The 18488-nt window shown below is 44.4% G+C and carries 20 protein-coding genes and 1 tRNA gene; 18 read left to right on the forward strand and 3 right to left on the reverse strand.

The window, feature by feature from the left end; all coding sequences use genetic code 11:
• The first annotated feature begins 34 nt into the window (after positions 1-34).
• The 9 genes from C0638_RS07760 (at position 35) to C0638_RS07800 (ending at position 9582) form a co-directional block, all read left to right on the forward strand.
• Positions 35-901 carry a YidC/Oxa1 family membrane protein insertase gene (locus C0638_RS07760; RefSeq protein WP_058712147.1) on the forward strand — a complete coding sequence of 289 codons (867 nt, stop codon included), beginning with the start codon at positions 35-37 and terminating at the stop codon, positions 899-901.
• Positions 898-1656, forward strand: coding sequence for an RNA-binding cell elongation regulator Jag/EloR (gene jag / locus C0638_RS07765; RefSeq protein WP_013373920.1), 759 nt, complete (start codon positions 898-900; stop codon positions 1654-1656). Before C0638_RS07760 ends, jag begins: the two co-directional genes overlap by 4 nt.
• A 127-nt stretch (positions 1657-1783) precedes the next feature.
• The gene (mnmE, locus tag C0638_RS07770) at positions 1784-3160 is read left to right on the forward strand and encodes a tRNA uridine-5-carboxymethylaminomethyl(34) synthesis GTPase MnmE (RefSeq protein WP_013373919.1); all 1377 of its coding nucleotides are present in this window, start codon (positions 1784-1786) and stop codon (positions 3158-3160) included.
• Between the two features lie 95 nt (positions 3161-3255).
• The gene (gene mnmG / locus C0638_RS07775) at positions 3256-5145 is read left to right on the forward strand and encodes a tRNA uridine-5-carboxymethylaminomethyl(34) synthesis enzyme MnmG (RefSeq protein WP_013373918.1); all 1890 of its coding nucleotides are present in this window, start codon (positions 3256-3258) and stop codon (positions 5143-5145) included.
• Complete coding sequence (rsmG, locus tag C0638_RS07780) at positions 5145-5867, forward strand: 16S rRNA (guanine(527)-N(7))-methyltransferase RsmG (RefSeq protein ID WP_040102455.1); 723 nt, start codon at positions 5145-5147, stop codon at positions 5865-5867. Before mnmG ends, rsmG begins: the two co-directional genes overlap by 1 nt.
• Before the next feature lie 386 nt (positions 5868-6253).
• Complete coding sequence (noc, locus tag C0638_RS07785; RefSeq protein ID WP_013373916.1) at positions 6254-7072, forward strand: nucleoid occlusion protein; 819 nt, start codon at positions 6254-6256, stop codon at positions 7070-7072.
• 187 nt (positions 7073-7259) lie between these two features.
• Complete coding sequence (locus C0638_RS07790; protein WP_013373915.1) at positions 7260-8021, forward strand: ParA family protein; 762 nt, start codon at positions 7260-7262, stop codon at positions 8019-8021.
• The gene (locus tag C0638_RS07795; protein WP_058712148.1) at positions 8014-8856 is read left to right on the forward strand and encodes a ParB/RepB/Spo0J family partition protein; all 843 of its coding nucleotides are present in this window, start codon (positions 8014-8016) and stop codon (positions 8854-8856) included. Before C0638_RS07790 ends, C0638_RS07795 begins: the two co-directional genes overlap by 8 nt.
• Before the next feature lie 204 nt (positions 8857-9060).
• The gene (locus C0638_RS07800) at positions 9061-9582 is read left to right on the forward strand and encodes a DUF4446 family protein (protein WP_040102457.1); all 522 of its coding nucleotides are present in this window, start codon (positions 9061-9063) and stop codon (positions 9580-9582) included.
• Here C0638_RS07800 and yyaC read toward each other — a convergent pair.
• Positions 9536-10141 (reverse strand): spore protease YyaC, encoded by a 606-nt coding sequence (gene yyaC / locus C0638_RS07805; RefSeq protein ID WP_082689681.1) that lies wholly within the window; start codon positions 10139-10141, stop codon positions 9536-9538. The genes C0638_RS07800 and yyaC overlap by 47 nt on opposite strands.
• A gap of 250 nt (positions 10142-10391) precedes the next feature.
• Between yyaC and C0638_RS07810 the strand changes: the two genes are divergently transcribed.
• The 3 genes from C0638_RS07810 (at position 10392) to C0638_RS07820 (ending at position 11723) form a co-directional block, all read left to right on the forward strand.
• Positions 10392-11342 (forward strand): mechanosensitive ion channel family protein, encoded by a 951-nt coding sequence (locus C0638_RS07810; RefSeq protein ID WP_013373910.1) that lies wholly within the window; start codon positions 10392-10394, stop codon positions 11340-11342.
• The gene (locus tag C0638_RS07815; RefSeq protein ID WP_013373909.1) at positions 11332-11556 is read left to right on the forward strand and encodes a DUF951 domain-containing protein; all 225 of its coding nucleotides are present in this window, start codon (positions 11332-11334) and stop codon (positions 11554-11556) included. Before C0638_RS07810 ends, C0638_RS07815 begins: the two co-directional genes overlap by 11 nt.
• Before the next feature lie 76 nt (positions 11557-11632).
• Positions 11633-11723 (forward strand) — tRNA-Ser (locus C0638_RS07820).
• A gap of 206 nt (positions 11724-11929) precedes the next feature.
• On the opposite strand, the gene C0638_RS07825 is transcribed toward C0638_RS07820, so the two are convergent.
• Both C0638_RS07825 and C0638_RS07830 read right to left on the reverse strand, forming a co-directional pair.
• The gene (locus C0638_RS07825) at positions 11930-12247 is read right to left on the reverse strand and encodes a hypothetical protein (RefSeq protein WP_016822453.1); all 318 of its coding nucleotides are present in this window, start codon (positions 12245-12247) and stop codon (positions 11930-11932) included.
• A gap of 366 nt (positions 12248-12613) precedes the next feature.
• Entirely contained in the window at positions 12614-12808 is a 195-nt protein-coding gene (locus C0638_RS07830) for a YjzC family protein (protein ID WP_013373906.1), read from the reverse strand.
• 318 nt (positions 12809-13126) lie between these two features.
• Between C0638_RS07830 and rpsF the strand changes: the two genes are divergently transcribed.
• From rpsF to opp4C, 6 genes are all read left to right on the forward strand, one after another.
• The gene (gene rpsF, locus C0638_RS07835; RefSeq protein ID WP_007433230.1) at positions 13127-13411 is read left to right on the forward strand and encodes a 30S ribosomal protein S6; all 285 of its coding nucleotides are present in this window, start codon (positions 13127-13129) and stop codon (positions 13409-13411) included.
• Positions 13412-13460: 49 nt separating this feature from the next.
• Positions 13461-13952, forward strand: a complete 492-nt coding sequence (ssb, locus tag C0638_RS07840) for a single-stranded DNA-binding protein (RefSeq protein ID WP_010346813.1) — start codon at positions 13461-13463, stop codon at positions 13950-13952.
• Between the two features lie 21 nt (positions 13953-13973).
• Entirely contained in the window at positions 13974-14246 is a 273-nt protein-coding gene (gene rpsR / locus C0638_RS07845; protein ID WP_013312800.1) for a 30S ribosomal protein S18, read from the forward strand.
• Positions 14247-14777: 531 nt separating this feature from the next.
• On the forward strand, positions 14778-16517 hold the full coding sequence (locus C0638_RS07850; RefSeq protein ID WP_013373905.1) for an ABC transporter substrate-binding protein: 1740 nt from the start codon (positions 14778-14780) through the stop codon (positions 16515-16517).
• A 68-nt stretch (positions 16518-16585) separates the two neighbouring features.
• Positions 16586-17548 (forward strand): ABC transporter permease, encoded by a 963-nt coding sequence (locus C0638_RS07855; protein ID WP_013373904.1) that lies wholly within the window; start codon positions 16586-16588, stop codon positions 17546-17548.
• A gap of 11 nt (positions 17549-17559) precedes the next feature.
• On the forward strand, positions 17560-18483 hold the full coding sequence (opp4C, locus tag C0638_RS07860) for an oligopeptide ABC transporter permease (RefSeq protein ID WP_013373903.1): 924 nt from the start codon (positions 17560-17562) through the stop codon (positions 18481-18483).
• Positions 18484-18488: the final 5 nt, after the last annotated feature.

Consider the following 18488-nt stretch of genomic DNA (forward strand, 5'->3'; position numbering starts at 1 on the left):
GTTGGAATGGATTGGTTAAGAAAGGGGTTATGAAGTGTCGCGTTTGAAGACTCAACGGGGAAAATGGTTCCTCCTGATTGCCTTATTGGCACTTGTTGCTGTGCTGTCCGGATGTACCCAGGCGGCTCACAATTCTTACACGACGGCAGACTTGGCCAATGGATCTTGGTGGCAAAGATATGTCGTTTACTGGTTTTCGTATGCGCTGGATACATTTGCTCAATGGTTCTCTGGAGAATATGGCCTGGCCGTACTGATTCTGGTGATCATCGTGCGTACCATTATTTTGCCGCTTACACTCAAGCAAGTACGCAGTTCCAGAGCAATGCAGGCTATTCAGCCGCAATTAAAAGAAATTCAAGCGAAATACAAGGATACACCTGAGCGAGTCCAGCAAGAAACGATGAAATTGTTTCAAGAAAACAAGGTTAACCCAATGGCGGGCTGTCTGCCTTTGTTAGTACAGATGCCCATTTTTATCGCGCTTTATAATGCCATTTATTATAACTCGGCATTGCGGGATCATGACTTTTTGTGGCTCCAGTTAGGTAAACCGGATCACTTCTTTATCCTGCCTATTCTAGCAGCGATTACGACTTTTATCCAAACTTGGATGATGATGAAAATGAATCCGACACCGCAGCAAGGACCAATGCAATTTTTGCTGTATGTCTATCCGGTGCTGATTCTATTCATGTCGTATAACTTCCCGTCTGCTTTGCCGTTGTACTGGTTCTTCAGTAATATTTACACGATTGTTCAAAACTATTTCCTTTATCGGAATAATGATAAGGACGCAGCATTGGCTAATGTGAAAACAGCCAGTCTCACGAAAACAGGTTCCTCTAATGGTAAGAAAAAAGGTGGTAAAAACACGAAGGGGGCTAAAAAGTCGAGATGACCAAAGTCGTGACATCAGGAAAAACCGTTGAAGATGCTGTAAGACAAGGACTCTCCCAGCTGGGAGTAAGCCGTGAACGGGTAACCGTAAACGTGTTGGAACAGCCGTCAAAAGGATTCCTGGGGTGGCTAGGGGTCAAAAAGGCGAAGGTGGAGCTTACGCTGCTTTCTGAGCCGTCTCCTGAAACCACACACACGGCTGAACCTCATGTATCGGCTCAAGCACCTTCTGACGTGGGACAGGCTGTATCACAAGCTGGGTCTGTTGCGCAGGAAGCGCAGAGGAACATGGAAGCATCCAGGGGACATATAGATCCTTATGAAGAGGCGGTGCGTTTCATCCGTGAAACTGCTGCAGGCATGGGACTGGACGTCGAAGTCGATGTCCGTCATCGCAAGGATGAAAGTACTCTGGATATCTCCGGTCCATCGCTCGGTATGCTAATTGGCCGCAGAGGACAGACATTAGATGCCTTGCAGTACCTGACGAATATTGTTGCTAACCGTCATTCTGATAAATTTATCCGAATTGTGCTGGATGCCGAGCAATTTCGTGCACGTCGGCGGAAAACGCTGGAGGATTTGGCGGAACGATTAGCGAACCAAGCTGTTCGCTATGGCAAGGAAGTGGTACTGGAGCCAATGCCGTCCCAGGAGCGGAAGCTGATTCACGCCAAGCTCCAGCAGCATGCGCTGGTTAGAACATACAGCAAGGGGGACGAGCCTAATCGGCGCGTTGTCATTGCCAAGAAATAATCCGACGCAATGGCTCTCTGCAAGCTGCAGAAGCCATTGCTTTTTTTCTTATATTTCACACTGAACGGGTGCCGTCCTTAATGAAGGGCGGCAATGCCGTTTATACTTGATAGGAGGTAGAAACGATATGCTGAGCGATACCATAGCTGCCATTGCAACGGCTGTCGGCGAGGGCGGCATTGCAGTTGTGCGGGTCAGCGGTCCAGAAGCGGTCACGGAAGTGGAGGCTTTGTTCCGTAGTAAAACGCCCTTAAGTAAGGTTCCGACGCACACGGTACACTATGGACATATTATAGATCCTCAAAGCCAAGAGAAGGTGGAGGAAGTTTTAGTTACAGTGATGCGGGCACCACGCTCTTTTACAACAGAAGATGTGGTAGAGATCAGCACTCATGGCGGGGTGGTAGCCGTTAAACGAGTGATGGATTTGTTACTGCTGCAAAATATACGTCTGGCTGAGCCAGGTGAATTTACGAAACGTGCTTTTTTGAATGGTCGTATTGATCTGAGTCAAGCGGAGGGCGTCATTGACTTAATTCGCTCCAAATCCGATAAAGCCTTTTCGATGGCTTTGAAGCAGGTGGATGGGCAACTGTCCCAGAATATTCGTCGTTTGCGTCATGTTTTGGTCGAGACACTTGCTCATATCGAAGTAAATATTGATTACCCTGAGCATGATGTAGAATCCTTTACGTCTGAGTTAATCAAGGATAAAAGCAGCCAGGTCATGGCGGAAATTGATCGGTTGTTGCATACAGCGGAGCAGGGGAAAATTTTGCGTGAAGGGCTGACTACAGCGATTGTCGGAAGGCCGAATGTAGGCAAATCGTCACTGCTAAACACACTGGCTCAGGGCGAACGGGCGATTGTGACCGATATTCCGGGTACGACCCGTGACGTTATTGAGGAGTATGTGACGATTAATAATATTCCGCTCAAGTTGCTGGATACAGCTGGAATCCGGGAAACGATGGACGTCGTGGAACGGATCGGGGTAGAGCGTTCGAGAACGGCAGTGAGTGAAGCGGATCTGTTGCTCATCGTCATTAATGCCAACGAACCACTGCACGAGGATGAAATGGCATTAATGGAACAAATCCGCGGTAGACAAGCGATTGTTATTATGAATAAAATGGACTTACCGGCCCAAATAGACCGGGATTTGTTGCTGCGCTATGTTCCTGAAGAGCTTATTGTGCCGATGTCTGTGAAGGAAAATGAGGGAGCAGATCGGCTGGAGCAGGCTATATCGAATTTATTCTTTAGCGGCAAGCTGGAATCAGCGGATATGACGTATGTCAGCAATGTACGGCATATTGCTTTGCTGAAGAAAGCGCGCCAATCATTGGTAGATGCCTATGAAGCCGCTGATCAATTAGTTCCGATTGATATGATCCAGATTGATGTAAGGCTGGCATGGGAGCAGTTGGGTGAGATTGTAGGCGATACTGCGCATGATGCGTTAATAGATCAAATATTTTCACAATTCTGTCTGGGTAAGTAGAACATTCAAGCATGGCTGTTTTAAGCCTGCTATCGTTATAGATACACAAGAACATATTGGGTGAAGACTCGAATGTATAAGGAGGTAAGAGAGGTATGGGATATCAAGGAGGCGACTATGATGTGATTATCGTCGGTGCGGGCCATGCGGGCGTAGAATCCGCCTTGGCAGCAGCACGGATGGGCTGTCGTACATTGATGATCACAATTAACCTGGATATGGTCGCATTCATGCCCTGCAACCCGTCTATTGGTGGTCCCGCAAAGGGTCATGTAGTACGGGAAATTGATGCATTGGGCGGCGAAATGGGTCGGAATATCGACAAGACATTTATCCAAATGAGAATGTTAAATACTGGTAAGGGTCCTGCCGTGCATGCCTTGCGTGCGCAAGCAGACAAGTTTTCTTATCAGCATGCGATGAAGGAAACGATGGAGAAGGAACCGAATCTGACCTTACGCCAAGGTATGGTTGAAGAACTAATTATAGAAGATGGTAAATGCGTAGGTGTAATTACGAAGACGGGCACAGAGTATCGTAGTAAAGCAGTTGTCCTGACTACTGGCACCTATCTGCGCGGGAAAATCATTATGGGTGAGCTGATGTATGAGAGTGGTCCGAACAATCAGCAGCCTTCGTTGAGACTTTCTGAACATTTGAGAGAGCTTGGTTTTGATCTAGTTCGGTTTAAGACAGGAACACCACCACGTGTGCATAAGGATACAATTGATTTTAGTAAAACAGAAATACAGCCAGGCGATGATCAGCCGAAGTTCTTCTCCTATGAAACGAAGTCCTCGGATAATGAGCAGCTTCCTTGCTGGCTGACGTATACTTCAGTGGAAACACATCAGATTATTAATGATAATTTGCATCGTGCACCGATGTTCTCGGGTCTGATTGAAGGAACGGGACCACGTTATTGCCCATCTATTGAAGATAAAGTGGTGCGTTTCAGTGATAAGCCGAAGCACCAAATCTTTTTGGAGCCTGAGGGTAAAAACACATCTGAATACTATGTTCAAGGCTTGTCGACAAGCTTGCCAGAAGATGTGCAATTAGCAGTACTGCGTACCATTCCAGGGATGGAAAAGGTAGAAATGATGCGTAATGGTTACGCTATTGAATATGATGCGATGGTACCTACTCAGTTGTGGCCTACTTTGGAAACGAAAAAAGTACCTGGCTTGTTCACAGCAGGTCAGATTAACGGGACATCCGGTTATGAAGAAGCTGCGGGTCAAGGAATTATGGCTGGGATTAATGCAGCTCGCAAGGTGCAGGGCAAAGAGCCCGTCGTCCTGGATCGTTCTCAAGGTTATATTGGGGTTCTGATCGACGATCTAGTGACGAAGGGTACAAATGAGCCATATCGCTTGCTGACCTCCCGTGCAGAATACCGTCTGTTGCTGCGGCATGATAACGCGGATCTGCGATTGACTCCGATCGGGCATGATATTGGCCTGATTACTGATGAACGATACGAGCGCTTTTTGGATAAAAAACAAAAGGTAGAGCAAGAAATTGAGCGTTTGCGTTTAGCTAAAGTTCGTCCGGTTGATGTAAATGAGATGCTGGAGCAAGGTGGATCTGCACCGATACAGGACGGCAGTAATTTGTTAACGGTACTGCGTCGACCTGAGATTAGCTATGCACAAGTGGCACAAATTTCACCTTCACCTGTAGCCCTTACTGAGGAAGAGCAAGAACAGGTGGAAATCCAAATTAAGTATGCGGGCTACATTGAAAAGCAGTTGATGCATGTAGAACGCCTGCAAAAAATGGAGAAGAAGAAGCTTCCAGAGGATATCGCATACAATGAAGTTCAAGGCTTGGCCATTGAAGCCAAGCAGAAACTTGAGAAGATTCGTCCGATGTCCATTGGTCAGGCATCCCGTATCTCCGGTGTAACTCCTGCGGATATTTCCATTTTGCTGGTTTATTTGGAGCACTATAACCGTGTAACGGCAGCGAGGGGATCTTAATGGACGCGATACAACAGCAGTTCAAGCAGCGGCTGGCAGAGCATAGCATTGTGATTAATGACAGTCAGTTAGAGCAGTTTGAAACATATTACCGTGTGCTGGTTGAATGGAATGAAAAAATGAACCTGACGGGTATTACTGAGCGAGAAGCGGTGTACACCAAGCATTTTTACGATTCTGTTTCACTTGCCTTTTATGTTCCGTTAAATGATGTGGAGAGCCTGGCTGACATTGGGTCAGGCGCAGGTTTCCCTGGTATCCCTTTGAAAATATGTTTTCCACATATTCAATTGACCATCGTAGACTCATTGAACAAACGGATACAATTCTTAGCACATGTTGTAGAGCAGTTGGGACTGGAAAATGTCGAACTGATTCACAGCAGGGCAGAGGAATTGGGACGCAAAGCAGGATATCGTGATAGCTATGATCTGGTCACAGCCCGAGCCGTTGCCCGTCTCGCGGTACTAAATGAATTTTGTCTGCCTTTTGTCCGTGAAGGTGGGCACTTTGCAGCGATGAAGGGTAGCGATCCAACCGAAGAAATCAAGGAAGCTTCCTACAGTTTGAAAGAGCTGAAGGGGAGAATTAAGCATGTTCAGGCCTTCCAGCTACCTGTTGAGGATGCAGCCAGACATATGATTATTATTGAAAAAAGAGCAGCTACACCACGGAAATACCCGCGTAAGCCAGGTACTCCTTTGAAGGCTCCGTTAGTGTAAATGTTTGAAAGAAAGTGAATGTTTCACGTGAAACATTCACTTTTTTTATGGTTTATAGATCTTTGCTTAAGAAGACTCCTTGCGTAATACCCTCTACATAATTTTATTCTTTTATCCTTTCGAAAAGCTGGTAGAGACGATAGGATTATGACTGGAAAAGTGATAGAATAGAGATAATCGTTTTAGTGTAAGTTGGCTGCTTCCCGTACTCATGATTTCAGATATACATATAGGGAAGTGGGACAACAAATGTCAGGGGAGTACGTGGAGTGTACCCGCTTACGGCGCTGTTTCATATAGAAGGGTCTACAATCCCCGTAAGGAACTGTTTTTCACGAAGCGCTGTTTGTATGGTGCTATTATGAAATTAGGTGGTATTATACGGAATGAAAGAACAATTTTCCAAGCTATTTGGTTTGACGGAGCGATCCAATGGGGACGAAATAAAACAAATTCCAGTTCGGGATATTGTCAGCAGTCCTTATCAGCCCCGCACCATATTTGACGACGAGAAGATTGATGAGCTATGCCAGACTATTAAGACGCATGGTGTAATTCAACCGATTGTCGTTCGTTTCCGTAATGGACAATATGAAATTATAGCAGGGGAACGTCGTTGGAGAGCTGTCACCAAGCTGGGTATGGAGACGATTCCAGCCATTGTTCGTGAGTTTAATGATTCACAAGCTGCATCCATCGCGTTGATTGAGAATCTTCAGCGTGAGGGTCTAACTGCGATTGAAGAGGCTGTAGCTTATCAAAAGCTGATTGACCTGCATCAACTTACCCAGGAAAGCCTCGCTCAGCGACTTGGCAAAAGCCAATCCACTATTGCTAATAAAATACGGCTGCTTCATTTGCCGGAGAGAGTGAAAGAGGCCCTAATGGAACGGAAGGTGTCCGAGCGTCACGCCCGTGCATTATTGTCGTTAGAGACCGAAGAACTACAGTACAAGGTTTTAGATGAAGTAATTGCTAAGGAACTCAATGTGAAGCAGACAGAGGCACGAGTTGCCTTTTATAAACAAGTATCCACGATTAAGAAATCAAAGCGGATTTCCTTTACTAAGGATGTCCGGCTTGCGCTGAATACGATTCGTCAATCCATTGATATGGTGTCTGGCTCAGGGTTGGATATCAAAACAAAGGAATCTGATCATGAGGATCACTATGAGATTGTCATTCAAATTCCCAAACGTAAGTAAGGGATGAAGCGTACAGCGGCAGCAATTGCCGCTTTTTCTGTCTAACGCCAACATAAAACCGCAGCATACTCGTATTCTATTTTGAAAATTGCCGTTATCCGTAAGTTAAGGACTAAGTAACGTCTTCATAGAGCTTTTGCAATCATGGAACGTAGCAGGATTCCGATTAAATTATGAGGTGAATGAAGTGTCAAAAATAATAGCCGTAGCCAATCAAAAGGGCGGAGTAGGCAAAACGACTACTTCCGTGAATTTGGGCGCCGGACTTGCTTCCCTCGGCAAAAGGGTATTGCTCGTGGATATCGACCCGCAAGGTAATACAACCAGCGGTGTGGGTATCAATAAGGCGGATGTGGCAAATTGTATTTATGATGTACTCATTAACGAGGTTGACCCTAGCGAGGCGATTATCAGTACACAGGTCGAGGGATTGGATATTATCCCGGCAACCATTCAATTAGCAGGTGCTGAAATCGAACTGGTACCAACTATTTCTCGCGAATTGAGATTAAAAAGATCACTTCAGCTCGTCAAGCATAATTATGATTATATATTAATAGATTGCCCTCCATCGCTGGGTATTTTGACGCTCAATTCATTGACGGCTTCCGATTCAGTCATTATTCCGATCCAGTGTGAATATTACGCGCTGGAAGGATTAAGCCAATTGTTGAATACCGTGCGATTAGTACAAAAACATTTAAATACCTCTTTGCAAATTGAAGGTGTGTTGCTAACCATGTTTGACGCTCGCACAAACTTGGGCATTCAGGTCATTGAAGAAGTGAAAAAGTACTTTCAAAGCAAAGTTTATCAGACGATTATTCCACGCAACGTGAGACTCAGCGAAGCACCATCACATGGCCAGTCCATTATTACGTATGATCCCCGTTCTCGTGGGGCAGAGGTATATATTGAGTTGGCAAAGGAAGTGGTATCTTATGAGTAAACGGTTGGGAAAGGGACTGGACGCACTTATTCCCTCCCTTACAGTCAGTGAAGAGGATAAGGTTGTTGACATTCCGCTCAGCCAGTTGCGGGCGAACCCATACCAGCCTCGGAAAACGTTTGATGAGGAGTCTATTAAGGAATTAGCGGAATCCATTCGTCAGCACGGTGTTATCCAACCCATTATTGCGCGTAGTGTCTTGAGAGGATATGAGATTATAGCCGGGGAAAGGCGGTTTCGGGCATCTCAATTTTGTGGGAATCCGACCATACCTGTGGTTGTTCGTAATTTTACAGATCAGCAGGTAATGGAGATTGCCTTGATTGAGAATTTGCAGCGTGAAAACTTAAATGCAATGGAAGTAGCAGTAGCTTATCAGGGGTTAATGGATCAATTCTCCTTAACGCAGGAAGAGTTGTCCATGAAAGTGGGAAAATCACGTTCACACATTGCCAATTTCCTTCGCTTGCTCGCATTGCCTGAGGAGGTTAAAGATCATGTTTCACGTGGAACATTGTCTATGGGGCATGCTAGAGCAATTGTTGGGCTCAAAGATCCAGACATGGTGAAACAACTAGCCTCGCAATGCATTGAGCAACAGTGGAGTGTTCGTGAACTCGAGGAAGCCGTACAGCAGTTGGATCATAAGCCTGGAGAAACAAAAGCTAAAGCAAAGGCACGAAAAAAGGACCCCTATATTGACCATATGGAAGAGTCCCTGCGCGAGCGTTTTAAAACAACTGTGAAGATCAAGCACAATAAAGATAAAGGCAAAATCGAATTGAATTATTACAGCCAGCAGGATTTGGAAAGATTACTGGAGCTATTACAGTAGTCTGTAAAAATATGGACATGTCTCCTTGAGTGAAATGGAAAGTGAGATATGTCTTTGCTTTGTCTGGAATTGCAGGAATCAGAATGGTTTTGATGGATAAACTAATAGCCTTGTGTTATTTGTCTCGCTGTTCTCAAACGTTTAAAATAAAAGGTAAGCAAAGCAGTAACATGATTTTTGAGGTAGAGGGGTAGAAACAAACATATGGCTGAATTGAATGGACTAATCATGGAGCAGCTTGCTGGAATTGTTGCAGGGATCGTGCTTATTTTGCTTATCCTGTTGATTGTTATTATTGTACAGGGATCAAAGCTGAAGAAGATGCGGCGAAAGTATGAAACCATGATGGCAGGCAGCGGGGTTGAGAATTTGGAAACGCTGCTGATTGATTTAAAGGTACAGATGGATACGATTGAAGACGAGCAGGAAGCCCACCGTGCAAGTATGAAATCACTACGCAGCAAACTGACTGGCTTGAAGGGACATATAGGCATCAAACGTTATAATGCCTTTGGTGAGAGAGGGAGCGATTTAAGCTTCTCTCTGGCTATTGTAGACGATAATCAGGACGGAATAGTATTGACCGGTATTTATAACCGGGATGGCTCATATGTGTATGCCAAGCCTCTGGAAGCGGGACAATCCGCTTATTCCTTATCACCTGAAGAGAAAGAAGCTATTACTCTTGCGCAGCAAGTAGGACAGACCGGTAATGCCACTCCCTAATTGCGGAGTATAAGCTACTAGCTATGATATCTGATAACTTCATTACCAAATTTAGTCTCGTATTTTGTAACACGAAGTATTCCATGAAGCCGCCGACGTTAACGATACCAGTCAAATGGATATCGCCGACCGGCGGTAATTCTTTATTTACACCTGCCCCAGGCTTGAGAGGACCCTCTGCAACCTGAATGCATCCAACACTGGAGGTTTGTCCAAGACATGCGTCTATGCCAATGATATAAGGCTGTTCGTATCGGTCATGTATGCCGTTCAGTGTGGTTTGCAGGTTCATAGCATGTACAGGCTCATCTAATGTTCCATATAGATTAAATAGGGGGCTTTTGTAGCGGGACAAATGGGTACCCACAAGCGGGCCAAGGCAATCTCCAGTAGAACGGTCGGTGCCGATGCAAATGATGACGATATTTTGCAGACTCCGTGCCTGATGCAGATGGAACAGCAAACGATGGATGATGGCTGATTGGATCCCGGGATCGGTGTGTGATATTTTTAAGCTTAGGGGTTCTTGCCCCGGAATGAAGTCAGATGGATGAGTCATGGAATCTTCCTTTCGTCCTGTAATGGAGTGTGCAGGTTATGCTCGCCTACCTTTAAGAATATACTTGGCCTGCGGGTAACAATTATTCTCAAGATAGTAGCTAGTATATGGATAAACTTGTGCTTTTATACTTGGGAAAAGTAGATTATTCATAGCCATTTGTTTGAAGTCGGGAGATATGCTTATATAGATAGGAAATAGAATGTGGGAAATAGAAAGAGTAGTTCCCTGGTTTGAGGAGGAGTACAGCATGACCTTTATACATTGGTTGGCCGGTAATTTAGACACGGATGACGTAGTGCAAGGTGCGATTCATTGGAAGGATGCTGTATGGAAATGGCTTACAGATAGTGCGATGTGGTCGACCTTTTTGTTTGTGATTTTGAAAATCGTAATTATTTTCATCATTACACGTATCTTTATTCGAGTTATTAATAAAATTATAGATAAGTCGATGGAGCAAAAGGGAGATAATGGCAGATTCCGATTGAATACCAGACGGTTAACGACTGTTGGGGAACTGCTAAAAAATGTAACAAATATTGTATTCAATTTCATCTTGATTATGCTGGTGCTATCGCAAATGGGTATAAATCTAGGCCCTCTGATTGCTGGAGCTGGAGTGCTTGGGTTGGCTGTAGGTTTTGGGGCACAGAGCTTGGTTAAGGATGTAATTACCGGATTCTTCATTATATTTGAGGATCAATTTGCCGTAGGAGACGTCATTCAGACGGGAACTTTCAAGGGGACGGTAGAAATGATTGGGCTGCGTACAACCAGGCTGGTGAGCTGGAAAGGTGAGGTGTACATTTTACCGAACGGCTCCATTACGACAGTAACGAACTTCTCCATGTCCAACGCGTTGGCGGTGGTAGATGTGCCAATGAAGGCGGAGCGTAGTCTGGAGGAAGCCGTCAGCTTGGTAAAACAGGCGATCCAAGGCATTGAAGAGTCCAATGCGCAGATACTTAATATGCCGGATGTGTTAGGCGTTCAGTCCATGACTACATCAGAGTATATCGTACGTGTTGTGGCGGAATGTATGCCGAACACAGGGGCCTTGGTAGAGCGTGATATTCAGAATAATATCAAGAGGGCTCTGGAGGACGAGGAACATCGTCAGGCCGCACTGGAAACGGCGATCACCCTTGAAAAAGAAGATGAGCCAGGAAGAAAAGGGGGAGAGAAGGGTGGAGCGTAAGTCGTTTGAACTAGGGGATATTGTGCAGATGAAGAAGCCTCATCCGTGTGGAACGAACGAGATGGAAATCATCCGGATGGGGATGGATATTCGAATCAAATGTGTCGGATGCCAGCATAGTGTGCTGATTCCGCGTGCCAAGTTCGAAAAGAACATGAAAAAAGTGCTGCGCTCAAAGTCCAGTGGTGACGAGCAAAATTCGGAAACCATTTGAGTAGAGAAAGTGGATCATGGTGAACAAGAATCAGCTTGCGTCATGGTAGCAATGATGATATAATTATCCTTGCTGCGGAAAGGTACCCAAGAGGTCCAAGGGGGCTGACTCGAAATCAGTTAGGCGTCGCAAGGCGTGCGTGGGTTCGAATCCCACTCTTTCCGCCACTAACTTCATGAACTAAATCAATCTCTTCTGTCTGCTGACGTGGGGGATTTTTTGTTTTATGGCAATAAATAAATCAGATTACTAAAAATGAATGTAACGATATTGAAGAAATGATTAAGAATCTATTGGTGAATGAATAAGGCGTTAGAGCAAAAGAAAGCTCCTAACAGCATTTGAAATAATTGCTGTCAGGAGCTTTCTTTTGTTATAGCTGATTAGGCGGGTAATGATAGCGTTTTGTTCTCTTTGAGCCAGAGATCATCAGAAGGATGGCTGCAATCAAATGGAGTGCCCAGCCAACAAAAGGAATCCAGGCTAGCAAGGAAGTGAGTACTCCCCAGACAGAACCGTAGATCGCTTCCTGATTGCGTAACGACAGGATAAGTGTTACTGCATGCAGGACAAGCATAAACCCTAAAGCTGAGTAGCCAGTCCCCATGACAATAGCTCCTCCCACAATCGGTACAGCCAGCACCAATTCGAATATACCTGATATCCACTTTAATATACGAGAATAGCTCATCTTTAAACCTCCGTAAATAGTAGGTCTTTGTACTTGGATATATTCTAGCAGAAGGAGCTGAATTAATCTGCATTTTACCAGTATATGCAAAAAGTCCGATAATGCAACAAAGGAGGACCACAAAGGTCCTCCATCGTAGGCGATACATTTTTAACAGGATACGATCTGTCCAATCACATCATGAAACTCGGTGTACTGACTAGCAATACCGTGTTGAAAAGACAGTGTCCTTTTACACAAACCTAACGCTTCTAATGCCCGGAATGGATCTCCTAACAGTTTGTAAGGCTACGTTGTCCAACGGAACCACACCTCTCTGTTGTATCGCCTAATCATAATATGGCCAGGATTCCGAAGAAATATACATTAGTGGACGCGAGCTTTCGTTTTTTTCTTCCACTTGCGATTATGATTGGTGGTCTTCGGAAAAGAATCGCCTCTTTCCAACGTTATTTGCTGCGGGTTTTGGATTTCAGTATGAAAGCTTTTTTCTCCAACCTCCATATATACGCCGTCGTTTGGGACCTTATCCCCGGGTACGAACTCAGTCTTTTCACCCATACGGTTGTGCCTCCTTAGATAATGAATTTGGACTGCAACGGTTATTGTGCGCTGTCTTAAACAGAAACATGCGAAATTAGGGTACACAGATAGTAGTTAATCAAAAATTATTTCCTTTATATATGCAAAATTTGTGGTGTGATATAAAATTGTATAAAACCAGTGATATGATGTGTGTGAGCAGTTTTTAGCCTTATGCTCGAAATTGCAGGTTGCATTCAGGTGCTCGATTTGATAAACTGTTTTAGTGCGAGTTTAGGCTCGTTCCTTGCTCTCAACTGAGATTGAGGGCCTTATGTCCATAAGGAGGTGTAAAGAATGCGCAAATATGAAGTGATGTACATTATTCGTCCTGACATTGAACAAGAAGCTGTTCAAGCGACAGTCGACAAATTCCAAGGTATCATCTCTAACGGCGGTGGCGAAATTACGAATCACGATGTAACTAAACGCCGTCTTGCGTATGAGATCAAGAAATTCCGTGATGGTTCTTTCGTTCTGGTAAACTTCACAGCAGAACCTGCTGTTGTTACTGAGCTTGAGCGTATCATGAAAATTTCTGACGAAGTAATTCGTTATCTCATTACGAACGACGTAGCTTAATTATTGTACGTGATTATGTAATGAACAACGCTCAAAGGAGGGGATTGGATTGTTGAACCGTGTCATTCTGATCGGTCGTTTGACCAAAGATCCAGAGCTGCGCTATACACCGTCTGGTGTAGCAGTAACCCAGTTCACCCTGGCTGTAGACCGTCCGTTTACAAGTCAAGGCGGCGAACGGGAAGCGGATTTCTTGCCGATCGTAACCTGGCGTCAGCTTGCTGAAACATGCGCTAACTATCTTCGTAAAGGTCGTTTGACGGCTGTTGAAGGCCGTGTACAAGTGCGTAATTATGAGAACAATGAAGGAAAACGTGTATACGTGACTGAAATTGTTGCTGATAATGTACGTTTCTTGGAATCTAACCGCGATAGCGGCAACGGTGGCGGCAATAGCGGTGGAGGTATGCGTGAGGAGTCTCCTTTCGGAGGCGGTAACAGCAATAGTGGGCGCGGGAATAATAACTCGCGAAACAATCAGGATCCTTTTTCCGATGACGGAAAACCGATCGATATTTCGGATGATGATCTACCATTTTAATTGGGAAAGGACTGACAAAGAATGGGCTTCAGACAAAGAGAAGGCGGAGACGATAACAAAAGACCAGCTCGTCGTGGTGGTCGCAACAAACGTCGTAAAGTATGTTTCTTCACTGTGAACAAAATTACTCACATTGACTATAAAGATACAGACCTGCTTAAAAAATTCATCAGCGAACGTGGAAAAATTCTTCCTCGTCGTGTGACTGGAACAAGCGCGAAATATCAACGTATGTTGACAATCGCTGTTAAACGTTCCCGTCAAATCGCATTGCTTCCTTACACTACTGAATAGTAGTGGGTGGAAAAAAAGGATGTCCCCAGAATTGAGGACATCCTTTTTTATGATTTTTTTTATTGACAACAAGTGCCATCTATTGTAACTTACTAATAATACAATCCATGTTTACCCATTAAGTATAAATCACCTTTTAGTGGCTTAAGAAATTACAAGCTCCCCAACTCGCCAGAGTACACATTTCGGTCATTCGAAATGTTATTTTATATTACATAACACTCAGTTTTCTAATCATTTTCCACAAGTGAATTTCATAAACTTTACAAAAATAGATGTTTTGCAATTGCATATTACATAAAAAAAGATATTGACGTGATATTATTTTACACTTAAGATAAACCTTAATAAAAATGTAATGGTTGTCAGTGCACAAAATTGACCAAGGGTCTAAAACATGTGTTCTACACTATCATTAGGAACAGTAAGGAGGATGTGCAAAACTTCATTTTTGAACCTCGAGCTTTAACGAATCACCGCAGGAATGAGACAGGCTGTTAAATAAAGAACCGACTAAGGGGGATTAACAGGATGGTGCAAACGAAGAAATGGGTTTCTTTGCTTATGGTGCTTACGATCGTTGGTGTTCTGTTTGCAGGATGTAGTGGAGGTGCTAATGAGGCACAGCCGCAGCAAGGCAATGCGGATAATAAAACAGAGGGAAATGAAGCAAGCGCACCAGTTACAGAGGGTGTTATTAAAGCGACGGATTTGTCGCAAAATCCTCCAGGAGCAACGAATCGGAAAGATAACATTGTAGTAGGTATGACGTCACCTAAAGGGGTATTTAACCCGCTATTCTGGCAAACAACTTACGATTTATATGTAGTCAGAACAGTATTTGATTCCTTCTTACAGGTGAAGGCAGATGGTACATATGAAAATAGTTTGGCTGAAAAGGTTGATGTATCGCCGGATGGTCTAAAATACACATTCCATCTGAAACCAGGTGTGAAGTATAGTGACGGCACTCCAGTAACCGTAAAGGATTATGCTTTTGTTCTCAAAGTGCTGCATGATCCGAATTATGATGGAGAAAGCGATATATTATCTTTTAAGATTAAAGGCGGTAAGGAATACCACGATGGCAAGGCGAATGATATCTCGGGTATCAAGGTCATTGATGATAACACAGTAGAGGTAACCGTTACAGAAGCAACAGCTTATACGAAGGATTATCTGGGTGAGCAATACTTCATGCCAGAAGCTTATTACGGAAAAGGGTTCAAGAAGGGTAACCTGGACAGCATCAAGGCGCTTAATAATAAACCAATCGGCTCCGGGCAGTATGTGCTGAAGAGCTTTTCCCCAGGTCAACAAGTCGTACTTGAAGCGAATCCAAACTACTTCAAAGGTGCACCAAAGGTGAAATCAGTTATTTTCAAAACGACAACAGAAGAAACAAACCTGTCTATGCTGCAAACAGGCGAAACGGACATGGACAATATCACAGTTACGGAAGACAATGTAGAGGAATTAAAGGCTCTAGGCTTCTTGGACGTGAATATTATGCCGACAAATGGCTATGGATATATTGCGTTTAATCACAAGGAAAAGAAATTTCAAGACCCTAAAGTACGTCAAGCTTTAACTATTGGTTTAAACCGTAAAGAGATTGTGCAGGGCGTGTATGGGCCATATGCGAATGTCATTAATATTCCACAGTCTACAGAATCTTGGTCTTACACGGATGAAGGTATCAATAAATATGAGTTTGATACAGCGAAGGCGAAGGCTTTGCTGGATGAGGCAGGCTGGAAGGTTGGGGCTGACGGAATTCGCGAAAAGGACGGAGAAAAGCTGACCATTAACTTCTCCGCAACTGCTGATAATCCAGTAGTAGAGGCCTTGCTACCGATCATGTCCAATAACTATAAGGAGCTCGGCATCAAGCTAACTTCTGAAACTTTAGATTTTAACGCCATTATGGATAAAAAGGATACGGGCAAGTTTGATATGTTCTTTGCGGCTTGGGGCTTAACTCCAGACCCGGACACAACGACTTTTATTACGAATGGTGCACAAAATGATATCGGCTATTCCAATAAAAAGGTTGATGAATTAACACTTGCTGGTAAGCATGAACTGGATCAAGAAAAACGCAAACAGATTTACAAACAGCTCTATCAAGAGCTGAACAAAGATCTGCCAACTATCTTTTTGTACCAACGCAGAGATATGTGGCCAGTGAATGGACGTGTATCCGGCTTAGAAATTACACCATACAAAGATTTTGAGTTCACTCTGCATAACGCTCAAATCGCTCAATAAGGGTTGCCAATTGTATGCTCAGCTCTCACGAGCTGGGCATATCACTTTATTCGTCTGGAGGAATGAATATGAAGCAGTACATTATTCGAAGACTGCTGCAACTCATCCCCACACTTATTGGCATATCCATTATCGTTTTTGCGATTTCAGCCATGGTGCCGGGTGATTATATTACAGCCAAGCAGAACCCGAATATGACCGCCGAGAAGGCGCAGCAGCTACGACATATCTACGGGCTGGATAAACCGGAATACCAACGTTATTTTATATGGGCCGGTAATATGTTAAAGGGAAATATGGGGGATTCATTGCAGCATAAGCAGCCGGTAACGAAGGTTATCAGCAATTATGTATGGAACTCTTTTATTATCGCTTTTTTTAGTCTTATTTTTAGCTGGCTCATTGCCATTGTTGCAGGGGTATTTTCAGCTAAGTTCCAATATTCCTTATTCGATAAGTTTGTTACGTTATTTATTTTCTTATGTATGTCGCTGCCTTCATTTTTTATTGGTCTATTGGTCATCAAAATATTTGCTCTTGAATGGGGGATTCTTCCCGTCGGAGGCATGACCACAGCAGGGGTGGAAGCAGGCTCGTGGGATTATATGGTGGATGTCCTCAAGCATATGTTCCTACCGACACTCGTACTTACGATGCTGAGTACAGGAAGCCTGACTCGTTATTTCCGTACAGGCATGTTGGAGGTCATCCGGCAGGATTATATCCGTACCGCACGTGCCAAGGGCTTGAAGGAGCGGACGGTTATTTTCAAGCATGCACTGCGCAATGCTCTGATTCCAGCAATCACACTGCTCGGGTTCGAGCTTCCAGCCTTATTTGGTGGGGCAATGATCCTGGAAAAGGTATTTGTATGGCCGGGTGTGGGGCAGGTTTATCTGGAGTCTATTAGTATGCGGGATTATCCGTTTATGCTGGGCTTCACGATTTTCCTGGCCATTCTTACGCTCCTCGGTAATTTACTTTCTGATGTATTGTATGGCATGGCCGATCCAAGAATTCGCTTGAAATAGGAGGGATACTATTGTCCGCGGAAACAGTCACGATTGAAACGAATCAAAAGGCGGCGATCCGTCCTGAAGCGTCTCCATGGAGAATCGCCATTCGTCGTTTTAACCAAAACCGCCTGGCTTTGGCAGGTCTCGTTATATTAATTCTCATGGTTATCATTTGTGTATTTGGCCCCATGATTTCACCTTATCATTTAGATGATTACAAGCTATCTGACAAAAATTTATCCCCTAATGCGAAGTACTGGCTTGGTACGGATAAGTTTGGTAGAGATATTTTACTGCGTACGATGCTGGCCGGCCGTATTTCTTTGACAGTGGGGCTGGTCGCCACGTTTATTTCGGTCATGATCGGGGCGACGTTGGGTGCGCTGGCAGGGTTTTATCGTAAAGGCGTGGATACGGTTATTATGCGGATTGCCGATATTTTCATGGCGCTGCCTACATTGCCGCTGCTTATTATTTTAGGTGCTGTTCTGTCGGATTTGAAGGTTGATCCGTCGAACCGTATTTATTTTCTGATGCTTATTATCGGAATCCTGAGCTGGACGAGCTTGTCCCGTCTGGTCAGAGGGCAGATTCTTACGCTGCGTGAACAGGAGTTCATGCAGGCGACGGAAGCACTGGGGTTGAGAGACCGCCGTAAAATATTCCGACATCTGCTGCCGAACACGATTCCTACTATTATTGTTACGGCTACGCTTGGAGTGGCTGGTGCGATTATTACAGAATCTGCGCTCAGTTACTTGGGGATTGGCGTTGTGCCGCCCACACCTTCGTGGGGGAACATGATATCGGCTGCGAATAACCTGATTGACTTCCGCAAACGGCCCTGGATATGGGTACCACCGGGAATGTGTATTCTAATTACTGTTGTAGCGATTAATCTGATTGGCGACGGTTTGCGTGACGCGCTGGACCCTAAAATGAAGAAGTAGGAGAC

The sequence above is a fragment of the Paenibacillus sp. lzh-N1 genome (genome assembly GCF_002872435.1).
Lineage (GTDB): Bacteria > Bacillota > Bacilli > Paenibacillales > Paenibacillaceae > Paenibacillus > Paenibacillus polymyxa_C.

Excerpts from the sequence above, each read along its gene's own strand:
- mnmE (WP_013373919.1), top strand. The coding sequence starts at position 1,784 with ATGCTGAGCGATACCATAGCTGCCATTGCAACGGCTGTCGGCGAGGGC.
- jag (WP_013373920.1), top strand. The coding sequence starts at position 898 with ATGACCAAAGTCGTGACATCAGGAAAAACCGTTGAAGATGCTGTAAGA.
- C0638_RS07810 (WP_013373910.1), top strand. The coding sequence starts at position 10,392 with ATGACCTTTATACATTGGTTGGCCGGTAATTTAGACACGGATGACGTA.
- rpsR (WP_013312800.1), top strand. The coding sequence starts at position 13,974 with ATGGGCTTCAGACAAAGAGAAGGCGGAGACGATAACAAAAGACCAGCT.
- rpsF (WP_007433230.1), top strand. The coding sequence starts at position 13,127 with ATGCGCAAATATGAAGTGATGTACATTATTCGTCCTGACATTGAACAA.
- rsmG (WP_040102455.1), top strand. The coding sequence starts at position 5,145 with ATGGACGCGATACAACAGCAGTTCAAGCAGCGGCTGGCAGAGCATAGC.
- C0638_RS07795 (WP_058712148.1), top strand. The coding sequence starts at position 8,014 with ATGAGTAAACGGTTGGGAAAGGGACTGGACGCACTTATTCCCTCCCTT.
- yyaC (WP_082689681.1), bottom strand. The coding sequence starts at position 10,141 with ATGACTCATCCATCTGACTTCATTCCGGGGCAAGAACCCCTAAGCTTA.
- C0638_RS07830 (WP_013373906.1), bottom strand. The coding sequence starts at position 12,808 with ATGGGTGAAAAGACTGAGTTCGTACCCGGGGATAAGGTCCCAAACGAC.
- C0638_RS07800 (WP_040102457.1), top strand. The coding sequence starts at position 9,061 with ATGGCTGAATTGAATGGACTAATCATGGAGCAGCTTGCTGGAATTGTT.
- C0638_RS07850 (WP_013373905.1), top strand. The coding sequence starts at position 14,778 with ATGGTGCAAACGAAGAAATGGGTTTCTTTGCTTATGGTGCTTACGATC.
- C0638_RS07825 (WP_016822453.1), bottom strand. The coding sequence starts at position 12,247 with ATGAGCTATTCTCGTATATTAAAGTGGATATCAGGTATATTCGAATTG.
- mnmG (WP_013373918.1), top strand. The coding sequence starts at position 3,256 with ATGGGATATCAAGGAGGCGACTATGATGTGATTATCGTCGGTGCGGGC.
- C0638_RS07855 (WP_013373904.1), top strand. The coding sequence starts at position 16,586 with ATGAAGCAGTACATTATTCGAAGACTGCTGCAACTCATCCCCACACTT.
- noc (WP_013373916.1), top strand. The coding sequence starts at position 6,254 with ATGAAAGAACAATTTTCCAAGCTATTTGGTTTGACGGAGCGATCCAAT.